General features: G+C 71.2%; 16 protein-coding genes. 15 read left to right on the forward strand and 1 reads right to left on the reverse strand.

The window, feature by feature from the left end:
- The first annotated feature begins 82 nt into the window (after window positions 1-82).
- Both IWX89_RS14345 and IWX89_RS14350 read left to right on the forward strand, forming a co-directional pair.
- Entirely contained in the window at window positions 83-1,477 is a 1,395-nt protein-coding gene (locus tag IWX89_RS14345) for a M23 family metallopeptidase (RefSeq protein ID WP_196904223.1), read from the forward strand.
- Window positions 1,470-2,846, forward strand: coding sequence for a C40 family peptidase (locus IWX89_RS14350; RefSeq protein ID WP_196904224.1), 1,377 nt, complete (start codon window positions 1,470-1,472; stop codon window positions 2,844-2,846). The genes IWX89_RS14345 and IWX89_RS14350 overlap by 8 nt, the downstream gene beginning before the upstream one ends.
- A 129-nt stretch (window positions 2,847-2,975) precedes the next feature.
- On the opposite strand, the gene IWX89_RS14355 is transcribed toward IWX89_RS14350, so the two are convergent.
- Complete coding sequence (locus IWX89_RS14355) at window positions 2,976-3,467, reverse strand: inorganic diphosphatase (RefSeq protein WP_196904225.1); 492 nt, start codon at window positions 3,465-3,467, stop codon at window positions 2,976-2,978.
- Window positions 3,468-3,512: 45 nt separating this feature from the next.
- Between IWX89_RS14355 and tilS the strand changes: the two genes are divergently transcribed.
- From tilS to lysS, 13 genes are all read left to right on the forward strand, one after another.
- Window positions 3,513-4,556: a tRNA lysidine(34) synthetase TilS gene (tilS, locus tag IWX89_RS14360; RefSeq protein WP_196904226.1), complete on the forward strand. Its 1,044-nt coding sequence runs from the start codon at window positions 3,513-3,515 to the stop codon at window positions 4,554-4,556.
- Entirely contained in the window at window positions 4,537-5,088 is a 552-nt protein-coding gene (gene hpt, locus IWX89_RS14365; protein WP_196904227.1) for a hypoxanthine phosphoribosyltransferase, read from the forward strand. The genes tilS and hpt overlap by 20 nt, the downstream gene beginning before the upstream one ends.
- A 63-nt stretch (window positions 5,089-5,151) precedes the next feature.
- Complete coding sequence (ftsH, locus tag IWX89_RS14370; protein WP_196904228.1) at window positions 5,152-7,164, forward strand: ATP-dependent zinc metalloprotease FtsH; 2,013 nt, start codon at window positions 5,152-5,154, stop codon at window positions 7,162-7,164.
- Window positions 7,165-7,171: 7 nt separating this feature from the next.
- Window positions 7,172-7,756: a GTP cyclohydrolase I gene (folE, locus tag IWX89_RS14375; RefSeq protein WP_196904229.1), complete on the forward strand. Its 585-nt coding sequence runs from the start codon at window positions 7,172-7,174 to the stop codon at window positions 7,754-7,756.
- Between the two features lie 17 nt (window positions 7,757-7,773).
- Window positions 7,774-8,568 (forward strand): dihydropteroate synthase, encoded by a 795-nt coding sequence (gene folP / locus IWX89_RS14380; protein WP_196904256.1) that lies wholly within the window; start codon window positions 7,774-7,776, stop codon window positions 8,566-8,568.
- Window positions 8,565-8,930 (forward strand): dihydroneopterin aldolase, encoded by a 366-nt coding sequence (folB, locus tag IWX89_RS14385; protein ID WP_196904230.1) that lies wholly within the window; start codon window positions 8,565-8,567, stop codon window positions 8,928-8,930. The genes folP and folB overlap by 4 nt, the downstream gene beginning before the upstream one ends.
- Window positions 8,927-9,478 (forward strand): 2-amino-4-hydroxy-6-hydroxymethyldihydropteridine diphosphokinase, encoded by a 552-nt coding sequence (folK, locus tag IWX89_RS14390; protein ID WP_196904231.1) that lies wholly within the window; start codon window positions 8,927-8,929, stop codon window positions 9,476-9,478. Before folB ends, folK begins: the two co-directional genes overlap by 4 nt.
- Window positions 9,475-9,948, forward strand: a complete 474-nt coding sequence (locus IWX89_RS14395) for a DUF3180 domain-containing protein (protein WP_196904232.1) — start codon at window positions 9,475-9,477, stop codon at window positions 9,946-9,948. The genes folK and IWX89_RS14395 overlap by 4 nt, the downstream gene beginning before the upstream one ends.
- Complete coding sequence (locus tag IWX89_RS14400) at window positions 9,941-10,444, forward strand: PH domain-containing protein (RefSeq protein WP_307836572.1); 504 nt, start codon at window positions 9,941-9,943, stop codon at window positions 10,442-10,444. Before IWX89_RS14395 ends, IWX89_RS14400 begins: the two co-directional genes overlap by 8 nt.
- The gene (locus IWX89_RS14405) at window positions 10,441-12,153 is read left to right on the forward strand and encodes a PH domain-containing protein (RefSeq protein ID WP_196904233.1); all 1,713 of its coding nucleotides are present in this window, start codon (window positions 10,441-10,443) and stop codon (window positions 12,151-12,153) included. The genes IWX89_RS14400 and IWX89_RS14405 overlap by 4 nt, the downstream gene beginning before the upstream one ends.
- Window positions 12,150-12,926: a Rossmann-like and DUF2520 domain-containing protein gene (locus tag IWX89_RS14410; protein ID WP_196904234.1), complete on the forward strand. Its 777-nt coding sequence runs from the start codon at window positions 12,150-12,152 to the stop codon at window positions 12,924-12,926. Before IWX89_RS14405 ends, IWX89_RS14410 begins: the two co-directional genes overlap by 4 nt.
- On the forward strand, window positions 12,919-13,824 hold the full coding sequence (gene panC, locus IWX89_RS14415; protein WP_196904235.1) for a pantoate--beta-alanine ligase: 906 nt from the start codon (window positions 12,919-12,921) through the stop codon (window positions 13,822-13,824). Before IWX89_RS14410 ends, panC begins: the two co-directional genes overlap by 8 nt.
- Window positions 13,825-13,900: 76 nt before the next feature.
- Window positions 13,901-15,469 (forward strand): lysine--tRNA ligase, encoded by a 1,569-nt coding sequence (gene lysS / locus IWX89_RS14420; RefSeq protein WP_196904236.1) that lies wholly within the window; start codon window positions 13,901-13,903, stop codon window positions 15,467-15,469.

Here is a 15,469-nt window from a genome sequence, read left to right on the forward strand (position 1 = left end):
CTGGGCGCGTATGCCCGAAGTTGTTATTGTGAAAAGAGTTAACACAGTTACGCATGTGTTTAACGAGCCCGATCGGGGAGTAATGAAGCGCACGGCACACGAAAACGGCCGCACCGTCCTGCAGCGGCTGGGGGGTCTCCGGCCCTCGTCCGGCGCACGCTCTTCCGGCACCCGCCTCCGGCGCCGGTCCATCGCGGCAACCGGCTTCCTGGCGGCGCTCACCCTCTTCGTGACCCTCGCCGGCCCCGCCGGTCCGGCCCTCGCCGTCGACTACCCGACCTGGCAGGACCTGCAGAACGCCAAGTCCAACACCGCCGCGGCCGCAACCCAGGTCGCGCAGATCCAGGAAATGATCGCCAACCTCACCGTGCAGGTTGCAGAGACCCAGGCCGAGTCCGAGAAGCGCGGCGCCGAGCTCCAGGTCGCCCAGGAGAAGTTCGACGAGGCCACTCGCCGCGCCAACGACCTGCAGGCCCAGGCGGATGCCGGCAAGGCCACCGCCGACGCCGCGACCCGGCAGGCGGGCCAGCTGGCCGCCCAGCTCTACCGCACCGGCGGCACCGACCTCAGCGTCAACCTGTTCCTCGACGGCCAGGCCGCCGGCAAGGGGGCCGACGCGCTCCTCTCGAAGCTCGGCAGCATGAGCAAGCTCGTCGAGCGCAGCTCCGATGTCTACGACCAGGCACAGACGGCGCGCAACACCGCCCAGGCGCTGGGCGACCAGGCCAAGATCGCCCAGACCGAGCGTGAGGCGCTCCGGGTCGAGGCCGAGGCTGCCCTCGTCGCGGCCCAGGCCGCCGCCGAGGCGGCAGCGAACGCGCTGACCGAGTCCCAGGCCAAGAGCGTCGAGCTCGACGCCCAGCTCAAGTTCATGCAGGACGCCCAGGCCACCACCACCGCCGGCTATGAGGCCGGGGTCGCCGAACGCGCGCGCCTCGCGGCCATCGAGGCGGAGCGGGCCCGCGCGGCCGCCGCGGCGGCGGCAGCGGCCAACCGGAGCAGCGGCGGCGGATCGACCGGCAGCGCCGGCGCCGGCCTCGGCGGGGGTTACATCCACAACGGCTGGGCGGTCCCGGCCAGCGGCCGCATCACCGACGGCTTCGGTCCTCGCCCCGTGGTCTGCGGCGGAGGCAGCTGCAGCAAGGGGTTCCACAGCGGCACCGACATCGGAGCCGGCTGCGGCGCCCCGATCTACGCGGCCAACGACGGCACCGTGACCTACGCCGGCCCCAACGGGACCTACGGCAACTTCGTGCAGATCAGCAACGGCGACGGCGTCGCCACCGGTTACGCGCACATCCGCTCGGGCGGGATCTTCGTCTCGAACGGCCAGCAGGTCTCGGCCGGCCAGAACATCGCCAGCGTGGGGAGCACCGGCGCCTCCACGGGCTGCCACCTCCACTTCGAGGTGCGCACCAATGGCACCCAGATCAATCCGCAGCCGTTTATGGACGACAGGGGAGTGCCACTTGGCTAACGAGAGCACCCGGCCGAGGTTCAAACCCGGCCGCCTCATCGCGATCGGCGCAATCGGCGCGGTCGCGGCATCCGCCGGGCTCGTGGCGCCCGCCGCGTTCGCGGAGGCAGGTTATCCCAGCTGGGACGACGTGCAGAAGGCCAAGCAGAGCGAGGCCACGAAGCAGGCCGAGATCGTGAAGATCACCGCCCTGCTCGTCGGGCTGCAGACCGCCGCGGCCGATTCGTCGAAGGCGTCGCAGATCGCGGCCGAGGCCTACCGGGTGTCCCAGGACGACCTCGAGGCCGCCACGGCTCGCGAGGCGAGCCTGACGAAGCAGGCCGAGGCCGCGAAGGCCCGCGCCGCCACCTCGAAGATGCGCGCCGGATTGATCGCCGCGCACCTGGCCAAGGCCGGCGCCCAGGACCTGTCGCTGAACCTGTTCCTCAACGGCCGGAAGGCGGACGACCTGCTCGCGCAGCTCGGCACCGCCAGCAAACTGGGCGAGCAGTCGGAAACCATCTACCGCCAGGCCCTGCAGGACAAGAACACCGCCGAATCGCTCGGCGACCAGGCCGCGGCTGCAACGACCGAACGCACCAGGCTGAGCGCCGCGGCGATGGCCAGGTTCGACGAGGCCAACGCCGCCGCCCAGGCCGCCGAGGCGGCCCTCGAAGCCGAACAGAAGAAGTCGAACGACCTGTTCGAGCAGCTGGCCCTGCTCAAGGACACCACCGCGGAGACCGAGCGTTCCTACCAGGCCGGACAGGACGCCGCCGCCGCGGCAGCGGCCCTGGCCAGGGCCCAGGCGGCGGCTGCGGCTCGCGCCGCGGCCGACCAGGCGGCGGCGCAGGCGGCTGCCGCGGCAGCCGCGGCCAGCAAGCCGGCCCCGGCGGCACCGGCCGCCCCGGCGGCACCGTCCGGCGGCGGCAGCGCACCGGCATCCGGTGGCGGCTCGGCGCCGGCACCCGCGCCTGCTCCCGCTCCGGGCCCGGCCCCGGCACCGAACGGAAACGCCGTGGATGCGGCGATCTCGTTCGCCAGCGCCCAGCTCGGCGACCGCTACGGCCTTGGCGGCTCCGGCCCCGACGTCTGGGACTGCTCCGGTCTCACCAAGGCGGCCTACGCGGCGGCCGGCGTGTACATCGGATCCCACTCGGCGACGAACCAGTACCGCACCATGGCGAACCAGGGACGCCTGGTCTCCTTCAGCCAGGTGCAGCGCGGCGACCTCGTCTTCTGGGGCGGCGGCGGTGACTACTACCACGTGGCGATCTATGTGGGCGGCGGCCAGGTCCTCGAAGCCCCCGATTACGGCAAGCCCGTGCGCATCCACAGCATCTGGTCGCCCGGCGACGTCGCGCCCTACGTGGGCCGCCCCACCGGCTGACCCCTGCCCTCTGGCCCTTGCCCTCTGACCCCTGCCCTCTGACCTTGCCGGGGCCGTCACCTCGCCGAGATGTGAGAAAAGCCGCTTCCCGGAGTCCGGGAAGCGGCTTTTCTCACAGTTCGGCGAGGGCTAGTGGCCCTCGGCGGCCAGCTTCTCGATGCCGTCGCGCACGATCTGGTCGGCCTCGGCCGCGTCGCCCCAGCCCTCGGTCTTGACCCACTTGTTCGGTTCGAGGTCCTTGTAGTGCTCGAAGAAGTGCTCGATCTCCTTGCGGGTGTACTCGGGAATGTCGGTGACGTCCTGGATGTAGTCCCAGCGCGGGTCGCCGGCCGGAACGGCGATGACCTTCGCGTCGGAGCCGCCGTCATCGGTCATGTTGAAGACGCCGACCGGGCGCACGGACACGCCGACGCCCGGGAAGAGCGGGAAGTCCAGGAGCACGAGCACGTCGACGGGGTCGCCGTCCAGGCCGAGCGTGTTCTCGAAGAAGCCGTAGTCGGTCGGGTAGACGAAGCTCGTGTAGAGCACCCGGTCGAGGTACACCCGCCCGGTCTCGTGGTCGACCTCGTACTTGTTGCGGCTCCCGCGAGGGATTTCAATCACTGCGTCGTATTCGGCCATGGCCTGGTTTCTCCCTTGATCAAAGTCTGCGGCTAACGTTACTGGATGCAGTCACCACCCCGCCCGAGACTAACCCCGGCCGTTGCCGACGTGCGCCGCCTGGTGCGCGGCGCCCTCCCGGCCCGCGGGCTCGTGCTGGTGGGTCTGAGCGGGGGAGCGGACTCCCTCGCCCTCGCCGCCGCCTGCGCGTTCGAGGCCGGCCGGGCCGGCATCCGCGCCGGGGCCGTCATTGTCGACCACGCCCTGCAGGCCGGGTCGGCGGATGTCGCGGCCACGGCGGCAGGCCAGGCCACCGCCCTCGGGCTCGCCCCGGTGCTCGTGCTCCGGGTCACGGTCGACCATGCCGCGGCCGGCGACGGCCCGGAGGCGGCCGCCCGCACAGCCCGGTACGCCGCCTTCGACACGGCCCTGGCCGAGACCGGCGCGAGCCACATCCTGCTCGGCCACACCCTCGACGACCAGGCGGAGACGGTGCTGCTCGGCCTCGCCCGAGGATCGGGGCCGACCAGCCTGCAGGGCATGGCGGCCGCCGGCGGACCCTACCTGCGCCCGCTGCTCGGCCTGCGCCGGAGCGTCACCCGGCAGTTCTGCGTCGACGCCGGACTGGCGCCCTGGCAGGATCCGCACAACCTCGAGCCGCGCTTCACCCGGGTGCGGGTGCGCGAGACCGTGCTGCCGCTGCTCGAACGGGAGCTCGGCCCGGGTGTCGCCGAGGCGCTCGCCCGCACCGCCGAGCAGCTGCGGGAGGACTCGGCGGCCCTCGACGCCCTCGCCCGCGGGATCGGCGACGAGCTCGGCGAGCCCGCGGACGACGGGGCGCTGAGGGTCAGCGTGGCCGTGCTCGCCGCGAGCCCGCCCGCTCTGCGGCAGCGGAGCATCCGTTTCTTCGCCGAGCGCGAGTTCGGGGTCTCCCTGGCCCGGGTGCACACCCTCGCCGTCGCACGCCTGGTCACCGACTGGCACGGGCAGAAGGCGCTCGACCTGCCAGGCGTTAGAGTTGTACGGCAGGACGGATGGTTGATTTTCTCCGGGCCTGGACCCGAACCGAGCAAAGGACCCTCTCGCTCCCATGGAACCACGCGACATTGACGGCGACCTGACCGAGATCCTGATCGAGGAGGAGGCCATCCGCGACAGGCTGGCCGAATTGTGCCGCCGGATCGAGGAGGACTACGCCGGCAAGGACCTTCTGCTCGTCGGAGTCCTCAAGGGTGCCGTGATGGTGATGGCCGACCTGGCCCGCGAGCTCAAGCATCCCATCGCGATGGACTGGATGGCCGTGAGCTCCTACGGCTCCGGCACGCAGTCCAGCGGCGTGGTGCGCATCCTCAAGGACCTCGACACCGACCTGCACGGCCGCAATGTGCTCATCGTCGAGGACATCATCGACTCGGGCCTGACCCTGTCCTGGCTCCTCGCCAACCTCAAGTCGCGCGAACCGGAATCGGTGGAGATCTGCGCGCTGCTCCGCAAGCCGGATGCAGCGAGGGTCGACATCGACGTGAAGTACCTCGGTTTCGACATCCCCAACCAGTTCGTCGTCGGCTACGGCCTCGACTACGACGAGAAGTACCGCAACCTGCGTTCGGTCGGCGTGCTCGCGCCGCACGTGTACGCGTAACGATCGCGCTCACGGCGAACACACGGCGACCACCCAGTGGCGGCACGATAGCCTGTGACAACCATGAACGTCAAGAAACTACTGCGCGGGCCACTCCTCTACATCATCCTGGCGATTGTCGCCGTGTGGGTAGGGTCGAGTCTCATCACCATGTCGGGGTTCAAAGAGATCCCCACCCAGCAGGGACTCGAGTTCCTCAAGGACGGGAAGGTCTCCCAGGCCAAGATCGTCGACGGTGACCAGCGGGTCGACCTGACCCTCACCAAGGCCGACAAAGACCTCGGCAACCAGGTGCAGTTCTACTACGTCGCCCCGCGCGGCGCGGAGGTCGTCGACGCCGTCACCAGCGCGAACCTGAAGGACGGCTTCACCGACGAGGTGCCGCAGTCGAGCTGGTTCCTCTCGCTGCTGAGCATCCTGCTCCCGCTGCTCCTGATCGGCGTCTTCTTCTGGCTGATGCTCTCGGGCATGCAGGGCGGCGGAAACAAGGTCATGCAGTTCGGCAAGTCGAAGGCCAAGCTGGTCTCGAAGGAGAGCCCGCAGGTCACGTTCGCGGATGTCGCGGGCGCCGACGAGGCGATCGAGGAGCTCGAGGAGATCAAAGACTTCCTCAAGGAGCCCGCGAAGTTCCAGGCCGTCGGCGCGCGCATCCCCAAGGGTGTGCTGCTCTACGGCCCTCCCGGAACCGGCAAGACCCTCCTCGCCCGCGCCGTCGCCGGCGAGGCCGGCGTGCCGTTCTACTCCATCTCCGGCTCCGACTTCGTCGAGATGTTCGTCGGCGTCGGCGCCAGCCGCGTGCGCGACCTGTTCCAGCAGGCGAAGGAGAACGCCCCGGCCATCATCTTCATCGACGAGATCGACGCCGTCGGCCGCCACCGCGGCGCCGGCATGGGCGGCGGGCACGACGAGCGCGAGCAGACCCTCAACCAGCTCCTGGTCGAGATGGACGGCTTCGACGTGAAGGCCAACGTCATCCTGATCGCCGCGACGAACCGTCCGGACATCCTCGACCCCGCACTCCTGCGCCCCGGCCGCTTCGACCGCCAGATCGGCGTCGACGCCCCCGACATGCTCGGCCGCAAGAAGATCCTCGAGGTGCACGCCAAGGGCAAGCCGATGGCGAAGGGCGTCGACCTCGAGGTTCTCGCCCGCAAGACGCCGGGCTTCACCGGCGCCGACCTGGCCAACGTGCTCAACGAGGCCGCGCTGCTCACCGCGCGCTCCAACGCTCAGCTGATCGACAACCGCGCCCTCGACGAGGCCGTTGACCGGGTGATGGCCGGCCCGCAGCGCCGCACCCGCATCATGCGCGACAAGGAAAAGCTGATCACGGCCTACCACGAGGGCGGCCACGCCCTCGTCGCCACCGCGATGAACAACACCGACCCGGTGACCAAGATCACCATCCTCCCGCGCGGCCGCGCCCTGGGCTACACCATGGTCATGCCGCTCGAAGACCGCTACTCGGTCTCCCGCAACGAACTGCTCGACCAGCTCGCCTACGCGATGGGCGGCCGCGTCGCCGAAGAGATGATCTTCCACGACCCGACCACCGGCGCCTCCAATGACATCGAGAAGGCCACCGCCACGGCCCGCAAGATGGTCACCGAGTTCGGCATGAGCGCGGCCGTCGGCCCGCTCAAGCTCGGACAGTCCTCCGGCGAGGTCTTCCTCGGCCGCGACATGGGCCACCAGCGCGACTACTCGGAGCGGATGGCCGAGAGCGTCGACAAGGAGGTGCGCGAGCTTCTCGAGGCGGCGCACGACGAGGCCTACGAGGTGCTCGGACGCAACCGGGCGATCCTCGACAAGCTGGCCGCCGCGCTGCTCGAACACGAGACGCTCAGCCAGGCCGAGCTCGCGCCGATCTTCGCGGACGTCGAGAAGCTCCCGCCCCGGCCGCAGTGGCTCTCCAGCACCAACCGGCCCGTCTCCGACCTGCCGCCGATCGAGATGCCCCTTCCCAAGGCCCCCGTCGACGACGGCGTCGTCGACGGCGGGGTCTCCAGCGGCGACACCGCCCCGAGCAAGCCGAAGCGCGCGCCCGCCCGCACCCCGCGTCCCGCCACCGCGTAGGCGCCGGGTGGCAGTCGACAGGACGCGGATCGAGGCCGCGGTCGTTGAACTCCTGGCCGCGATCGGCGAGGACGTCTCCCGGCCCGGCCTGGAGGCGACCCCGCGGCGCGTCGCCGAGTCCTACAGCGAGTACTTCGCCGGGCTCGGCGTCGACCCGCTCGACCACCTGCGCGACACGATCCCGGTCGGCCCGGCCACGGGGGAGCTGGTGCTCGTGCGCGACCTCGCGTTCCGCTCGGTGTGCGAGCACCACCTGCTGCCGTTCATCGGCCGCGCCCACCTGGCCTACCTGCCCGGCGACCGGGTGGTCGGCCTCGGCCGCCTCCCTGCCGTGGTCGACACCCTCGCCGCGCGCCCCCAGGTGCAGGAGCGCCTGACCGAGGAGATCGCCGAGGCGCTGCAGACCGGCCTGGCCCCCCGCGGCATCCTCGTGGTGCTCGACGCCGTGCATGGCTGCGTGACCACCCGCGGTCCCCGCCAGACCGCCAGCTCGACCGTGACCATGGCCAGCCGCGGGGAACTCTCCGACCCGGCGCACCGCGCGGAGATCATGGCCCTGATCGGCTCCGGCCCGATCGGCGCCGGGCTGTGACCGTGTCGACCCAGGTGATGGGGGTGCTCAACGTCACGCCCGACTCGTTCAGCGACGGCGGCAAATGGGCCACGACGGATGCCGCGATCAGCCACGGCCTCGCCCTCCGCGCCGAGGGAGCCGACCTGATCGACGTGGGCGGTGAGTCCACCCGCCCGGGCGCGGTCAGGGTCTCGCCCGCCGACGAGCAGTCCCGGATCATCCCGGTGATCACCGAACTGGCCCGGCAGGGCGTGGTGGTCAGCGTCGACACCCTCAATTCGGGCACCGCCGCGGCTGCCGCCGCGGCCGGCGCTTCCATCATCAACGACGTCTCCGGCGGTCTCGCCGACCCGCGGATGGCCGCCGTCGCCGCCGACACCGGGCTCACCTATGTCGCCATGCACTGGCGCGGGCACGCGCAGAAGATGGATTCCCTGGCGGTCTACGGCGACGTCGTCGCCGAGGTGCTCGCCGAACTGTCCTGGCGGGTCGACGCCCTCACCAGCGCGGGCGTGCAGCGCGACAGGATCGTGCTCGATCCCGGCCTCGGCTTCGCGAAGCTCCCGGGGCACAACTGGCAGCTGCTCGCGAACCTGGACGCGTTCGGCACCCTCGGGCTGCCGGTCATGGTCGGCGCGTCCCGCAAACGCTTCCTGGCCGGCGCGCTTCCGGAGGACGCCGGCGTCGAGGCGCGCGACCTGCCGACCGCGGTGCTCAGCGTGCTCGCCGCCCAGGCCGGGGCGTGGGCGGTGCGCGTGCACGACGTCACGGCGACCCGCACGGCGCTGAACGTGCTCGCACTGGTGGACTCCGCCAGAATGGAACCATGACAAGCGACTCCATCACCCTCACCGGGCTGCGGGTCACCGCGCACCACGGCGTCTACGACTTCGAGCGCGAGAACGGCCAGGACTTCGTCATCGACGTCGCGGTGTGGCTCGACCTGCGGGCCGCGGCCGGCGCCGACGACCTGGCCGGCACCATCCACTACGGCGAGCTCGCGATCGAGGTGACGGATGCCGCGAGGGGCAACCCGGTGGATCTGATCGAGACCGTCGCCGAACGCATCGCCGCCGTGGTGCTCGCCCACGAGGCCGCCGAACGGGTGCAGGTCACCGTGCACAAACCACAGGCCCCCATCTCGGTGCCGTTCACCGACGTCGCCGTGCAGATCACCCGGACCCGGGCATGATCCCGGCACCCGCAGGCACCGGCCCCGCCGATGCACCGCGTGCCGAGCCGGTCGTGCTCGCCCTCGGCAGCAACCTCGGCGACCGCACCAGGACCCTGGCCGCCGCCGTGCGGGCCCTCGCGGACCTGCCCGGCTTCGACCTCGCCGGGGTGTCGCCGGCATTCGAATCCGCCGCCGTGAAACCGTCCGGGGTCGACGAGACCGCTCCCCGCTACCTCAACTCGGTTGTCGCCGGGCGTTACACCGGCACCCCGCACGCCCTGCTCGACGCCGTCAACGACATCGAGGCCGACCTCGGCCGGGTGCGCGTCGAACGCTGGGGCGACCGCACCCTGGACATCGACATCATCGTGTTCGGCACCCTGGTGTTCTCCGACGAGCGGCTGACCATCCCGCATCCACTGGCCCACGAACGCGACTTCGTGCTCGCCCCCTGGCTGGAACTCGACTCGGAGGCGGCCATCCCCGGCCGCGGCCCGGTGCGCGCCCTGCTCGCCGGCCTCCATCCCAGCGTGGAGCCCTACCGGGAGATCGGCGGCGACCGATGAAGCGCACCCAGCCGGGCACCGTCATCCTGCTGGTCCTGGTCGGACTCGTCTTCGGGTTCCTGCTCGAGGTGACCGCGGCCGCGACCGGGTCGCCCATCCTGATCCTCCCGATCACGCTGCCGATCGCCCTCTCCGTCATCGGCGTGGCCGTCGTCTCGCTGGCCTGGCCGATCCGCCAGGCCACCCATGGCAAACCGGGCCGCCGGGTCGACCCGTTCATGGCCATGCGGGTGGCGGTGCTGGCGAAGGCGTCCGCGTTCAGCGGGGCGCTGTTCCTCGGCGCGGGCCTGGGCATCGTGCTCTATGTCCTCACCCGCTCGGTCGTGCCGACGGTAACATCGGTATGGCTCGCCATCGGCATGGCGGTCGGCGCCGCACTCCTCCTCACGGGCGGTCTGGTCGCCGAACACTTCTGCACCCTGCCACCCGATGACGACGATGAGAAGGAGCGGGGAGAAGTGCGTGCCTGAACCCGAAGCGCCGCGCCGGCTGGACCTGCCGGGCGTCCCCGACTGGAAGCGGGTCTCCCCGCGCTATGTCGTGGTGGAGATCGTCGGCACCGTGTTGTTCGGCCTCGCCCTCTGCGGCGGCGGCGTCCTGCTGTGGCTCGTCGTCGGCCTGGAATGGGCGCCGTACCTGATCGGGGCGATCGCGCTCGTCACCCTGCTCACCGTGCTCTTCGAGCCCCGCCGGGTGCGCGCGATCGGCTACCAGCTGCGTCAGGACGACCTCCTGTTCCGGCGGGGCATCATGTTCACGCGCTTCGTGTCGGTTCCCTACGGGCGGATGCAGCTGGTCGACATCACCCGCGGCCCGATCGCCCGCTGGCTCGGCCTGGCCGACCTGAAATTCGTCACCGCGGCCGCCTCCTCCGGCGTGCTCATCCCCGGCCTGGCCGAGGCCGACGCGGAGAGCCTGCGCGACCGGCTGGTCGAACTGGCCGAGAGTCGCCGGGCCGGGCTGTGACCAGCCTCGCCGACGGTGAATGGCACCGGCTGCATCCGGCCAGCCCGCTGCTGCGCGGCGGGATCTTCATCGTCGCGGTGCTCGGCTTCATCGTCGCGAACCTCCGCGAACGGCTGATCGACTTCTTCTTCGGCGTGCCCGGCTACGGCGGCGACCCGATCGACGAGATCATGCGGCGCGGCGCGGTCGGCTGGGCGCTGCTCATCGTCGCCGTCGTGCTGGTGCTGATCCTGGTCGGCTTCTACCTCTCCTGGCGCATGCACACCTTCCGGGTCAGCGACGAGGTCGTCGAGGTGCGCAGCGGACTCGTCTTCCGCAGCCACCGGCGGGCCAGGCTCGACCGGATCCAGGGCGTCAACATCGTGCGGCCGTTCGTGCCGCGGTTGTTCGGGGCGGCGAAACTCGAGGTCAGCGTGGCCGGCCAGGACGCGAACGTGCAGCTGGCCTACCTGGGCTCCGCCCTGGCGGATGCGCTGCGCCGGGACATCCTGCACCTCGCCTCCGGCCTCCGTCAGCCCGCCGCCGCGGCCGCAGCGGCTGCTGTCGCCGCCGCAGCCATCGCCGCCGCTTCCGCCGCCACCACGGCTGTTCCGAATTCAGGAACCGAGGCCCGAAGCGGGGCGGAAACAGGCGACTTCCGCACTGAGCGGGCCTCCGCACCTGAATTCGGGACAGCGGAGGGCCGGGCTCCCGGGGGGATCCGGGCTCCCGGGGGGATCGGCGCGGCGGCGGCAGGCATCGCCGGCGGGATCGGCGGTTTCGCCGTCGACCGGGCGAACGAGTTCTTCGCCCCGGAACTCGACCCCGACGCGGCCCCGCCGGAGTCGGTCGTGCGGATCCCACCCGGCCGGCTGATCGGCTCGGTCTTCTTCAGCGGCTTCACCGTGTTCCTCGTGCTGGCCGGGATCGCCCTCGTCGTCAGCGTCGCGTTCGGCGGCAGCGGCTGGCTGCTCGTTGCCATCCTCCCCGGCATGATCGGCAGCGTCAGCTACTACTTCTCCCGGTTCACCAAGTCCCTGCGCTACAGCATCGCCGGCACCCCCGACGGCGTGCGGGTGGGCTTCGGCCTGCTGTCGACGAGCAACGAGACCCTCCCGCCCGGCCGCATCCACGCCATCCGGGTGTCGCAGCCCCTGCTCTGGCGGCCGTTCGGCTGGTGGCAGGTGCGGATCAACACGGCCGGGCACTCCACCAACAAGGGAGCGGCCGGCGAGGCCAACACCACCACCCTCCCGGTCGGCACGGAGGACGACGTCGCCCGGGTGCTCGAACTGATCCTGCCCGGTTTCAACTCCGCCGAACACCTCGCGCTGATCAGCCGCGGCCTCCGCTCGAAGGGCGGCGACGACGGCTTCACCAACGCGCCCCCGCGTGCCGCCTGGCTCCGCCCGTTCTCCTGGCGCCGCACCGGCTACGCCCTCTCCGACGGGATCGCGCTGCTGCGCCGCGGCACCGTCAGCCGGGAACTGATCCTCGTGCCGCTCGCCCGGCTGCAGAGCGTCGGCGTCAGCCAGGGCCCAGTGCTGCGGATGCTCCGCCTCGCCTCGGCCGGACTGCACACCGTCGCCGGCCCGGTCGCCGCCACGCTCAGCGTGGTCGACGCCGGAGAGGCCGTGACCCTGTTCGAGCGCGTCTCCGCCGGCGCGATCGAGTCCGCCCATCTGGACACCAGCCACCACTGGAACCTTCCGAACGGAGCCCCCGAATGACGCAGCGACCCGGCCGGCTCGGGATCGGCATCATCGGCGCCGGCCACGTCGGCCCCATCCTCGGCGCGGCCCTGGCCGGAGCCGGCCACGCGATCGTCGGCATCTCCGCGATCTCCCAGGCCAGCCGCGACCGGGCCGAAGCCATCCTGCCGTTCGTGCCCATCCTGACCGTGCCCGAGATCGTCGAGCGCAGCGAACTGGTGATCATCGCCGTGCCGGACGCCCAGTTGGAAAGCCTCATCGCCGGGCTCGCCGCCACCGGCACCTGGCAGGCCGGCCAGCTCGTGCTGCACACCTCCGCCCGGTTCGGCACGACCGTGCTCGCCCCGGCCCAGGCCGGCGGGGCGATCCCGCTGGCGATCCACCCCGCGATGAGCTTCACCGGCACGAGCATCGACATCGCCCGGCTGGCCGACAGCTGGTTCGCGGTGACCGCGCCCACCCCGGTTCTGCCGATCGCTCAGGCGCTTGTCGTGGAAATGGGCGGCGAACCGGTGATCGTCGCGGAGGCCGATCGCCCCCGTTACGCCGAGGCCGTGGACACGGCCACCGCGTTCGCGACCTCGATCGTCGAGCAGGCGACCGGCCTGCTCGCCGGGATCGGGATCGACAGGCCGGGGGCCGTGATCGCGCCGCTGGTGCGCTCGGCCATGGAGAACGCCCTCGCCCGCACCGGCCCCGACCGGCTCGACCTGTCCCTGCTCGCGGACCTGCCCGGGTCGGGCAGCCGCGAAGACCCTGACCACGAAGACGCTGACGACTTCGATGAATGAACCAACCGCAACACACGGAGGACGAGTGAACGTGCTCACCACACCAGAGGTCATCGACACCATCGCCGGGCTGCGCGCCCGGCTGGCCGGAACCGGGGCGCGAGCCGGCGAAAGGCCCCGCGTCGTGCTCGTTCCGACCATGGGCGCCCTGCACGCCGGCCACCTGGCCCTGGTGCGCCGGGCCCGGGAACTCGGCGACATCGTGGTGGTGTCGATCTTCGTCAACCCCCTGCAATTCGGCGCCGGCGAGGACCTCGCCAGCTACCCGCGCACCCTCGAAGCGGACGTCGCCGCCCTCGCCACGGTCGGTGCCGACCTCGTCTTCGCCCCGACCGGCCAGGTCATGTACCCGCACGGCCCCAGCTCCACCCGGGTCACCGCCGGCCCCGTCGGCACGCTGTACGAGGGTGCGGCCCGGCCCGGGCATTTCGACGGCATGCTCACCGTCGTCTCCAAGCTGATCAACATCGTCGGCCCCGACGTGGTCGTCTTCGGCCAGAAGGACGCCCAGCAGGTGTTCCTGGTCGAAGCGATGCTCGCGGACCTCGACTTCCGGCCTGTGATCGAGGTCGTGCCGATCGTGCGGGAAGAGAGCGGGCTCGCGCTCTCCAGCCGCAACCGCAACCTCGCCGAGGAGCAGCGCGCCGCGGCCAGGGCGCTGTCGGCGGGGCTGGCGGCCGCGGCATCCGTCGCCGGCCGGGGCGTGGCCGCCGCCCTGCAGGCGGCCCATGCGTTCATCGACGCCCAGCCACTGGTTAAACTGGACTATCTCGTCGTCGTGGACCCGCAGACCTTCCTTCCGGTCGCGGCCGACCATCTCGGGCCCGCCCGGATGCTGGTCGCCGCGCTGGTGGGCAGCACCCGCCTGATCGACAACGCAGCCCTCGACCTGAACTGACCATCTTCTTCCCACCAGATCAACCCGCGGAACAGCCAGGGCACCGCCCGCCTGCCAGCCGCCGACGGAGAACCGCATGAGCCCGAACAACACCCCTCAGCCCGCCCCGACCGCGGCAGCGACCGACGCCCCGAGCACGGCCGAACTCGCCGAGGCCGAGGCCGCGCTGGCGGAGATCACCGAGCAGAAGGCCGTGCGGCTCGCCAAGCGCGACCGCCTGATCGGGGCCGCGACGACCCCCGGCGGCGGCGCCTACCCGGTCTCCGTTCCGGTCACCGACACCATTCCCGCCGTGCGGGCCCGGTTCGGCGACCTCGAACCGGATGCCGTCACGGGCGTCACGGCGGGCCTCGCCGGCCGGGTCGTGCACCTGCGCAACACCGGCAAGCTCTGCTTCGCCAGCCTGCAGGCCGGCGACGGCAGCCGGATCCAGGCCATGGTCTCCCTCGGCGAGGTGGGCGCGGAGTCCCTGGCCGAGTGGAAGGACCTGGTCGACCTCGGCGACCACCTCTTCGTCTCCGGCGAGGTCATCTCCTCTCGCCGCGGCGAGCTGTCGATCATGGTCACCGACTGGCAGATCGCCGCGAAGGCCCTGCTGCCCCTGCCGAACCTGCACACCGAGCTCAGCGAGGAGACGCGGATGCGCAGCCGCTACCTCGATCTGATCGCCCGCGAGCAGGCCCGGGCCAGCGTCGTCGCACGCTCCCAGACCATCGCCAGCCTGCGCAGGACGTTCACCGAGCGCAACTTCCTCGAGATCGAGACGCCGATGCTGCAGGTCATGCACGGTGGGGCATCCGCCCGCCCGTTCACGACCCACAGCAACGCCTTCGACACCGACCTCTACCTGCGGATCGCCCCCGAGTTGTTCCTCAAGCGCGCCGTCGTCGGCGGCATCGACCGGGTCTACGAGATCAACCGCAACTTCCGTAACGAGGGTGCCGACTCCACCCACTCGCCCGAGTTCGCCATGCTCGAGGCCTATGAGGCGTACGGCGACTACAACTCGATCGCCGACCTCACCCAGACGCTGATCCAGGATGCCGCGCTCGCGGTCTCCGGCTCCCACGTCGTGACCTGGGCCGACGGCACGAAGTTCGACCTCGGCGGCGACTGGGACAGGATCGGCATGTACGACAGCCTGTCGGCCGCGGTCGGCTACCCGATCTCCCCGGAGACGCCGCTGGCCGAGCTGCAGGTGCTCGCCGACGCCGAGGGCCTCGAGATCGACCACCCCATCCACGGGAAGTACGTGGAGGAACTGTGGGAGCACTTCGTCAAGGGCGGCCTCACCCGGCCCACCTTCGTGATGGACTTTCCCGTCGACACCAGCCCGCTCGTGCGCGGCCACCGACAGATCGCCGGCGTGGTCGAGAAGTGGGACCTCTACGTGCGCGGCTTCGAACTGGCCACGGGCTACTCCGAGCTCGTCGACCCCGTGATCCAGCGTGAACGGTTCGTCGAGCAGGCCAGGCTCGCGGCCGGGGGAGACCCCGAGGCCATGCGCCTCGACGAGGAGTTCCTCCGCGCCCTCGAATACGGCATGCCGCCGACGGGCGGGATGGGCATGGGGATCGACCGGCTGCTGATGGCGCTGTCCGGCCTCGGCATCCGCGAGACCATTCTCTTCCCGTTGGTAAAGTAA

It is taken from the genome of Cryobacterium sp. MP_M3, assembly GCF_015752155.1.
Lineage (GTDB): Bacteria > Actinomycetota > Actinomycetes > Actinomycetales > Microbacteriaceae > Cryobacterium.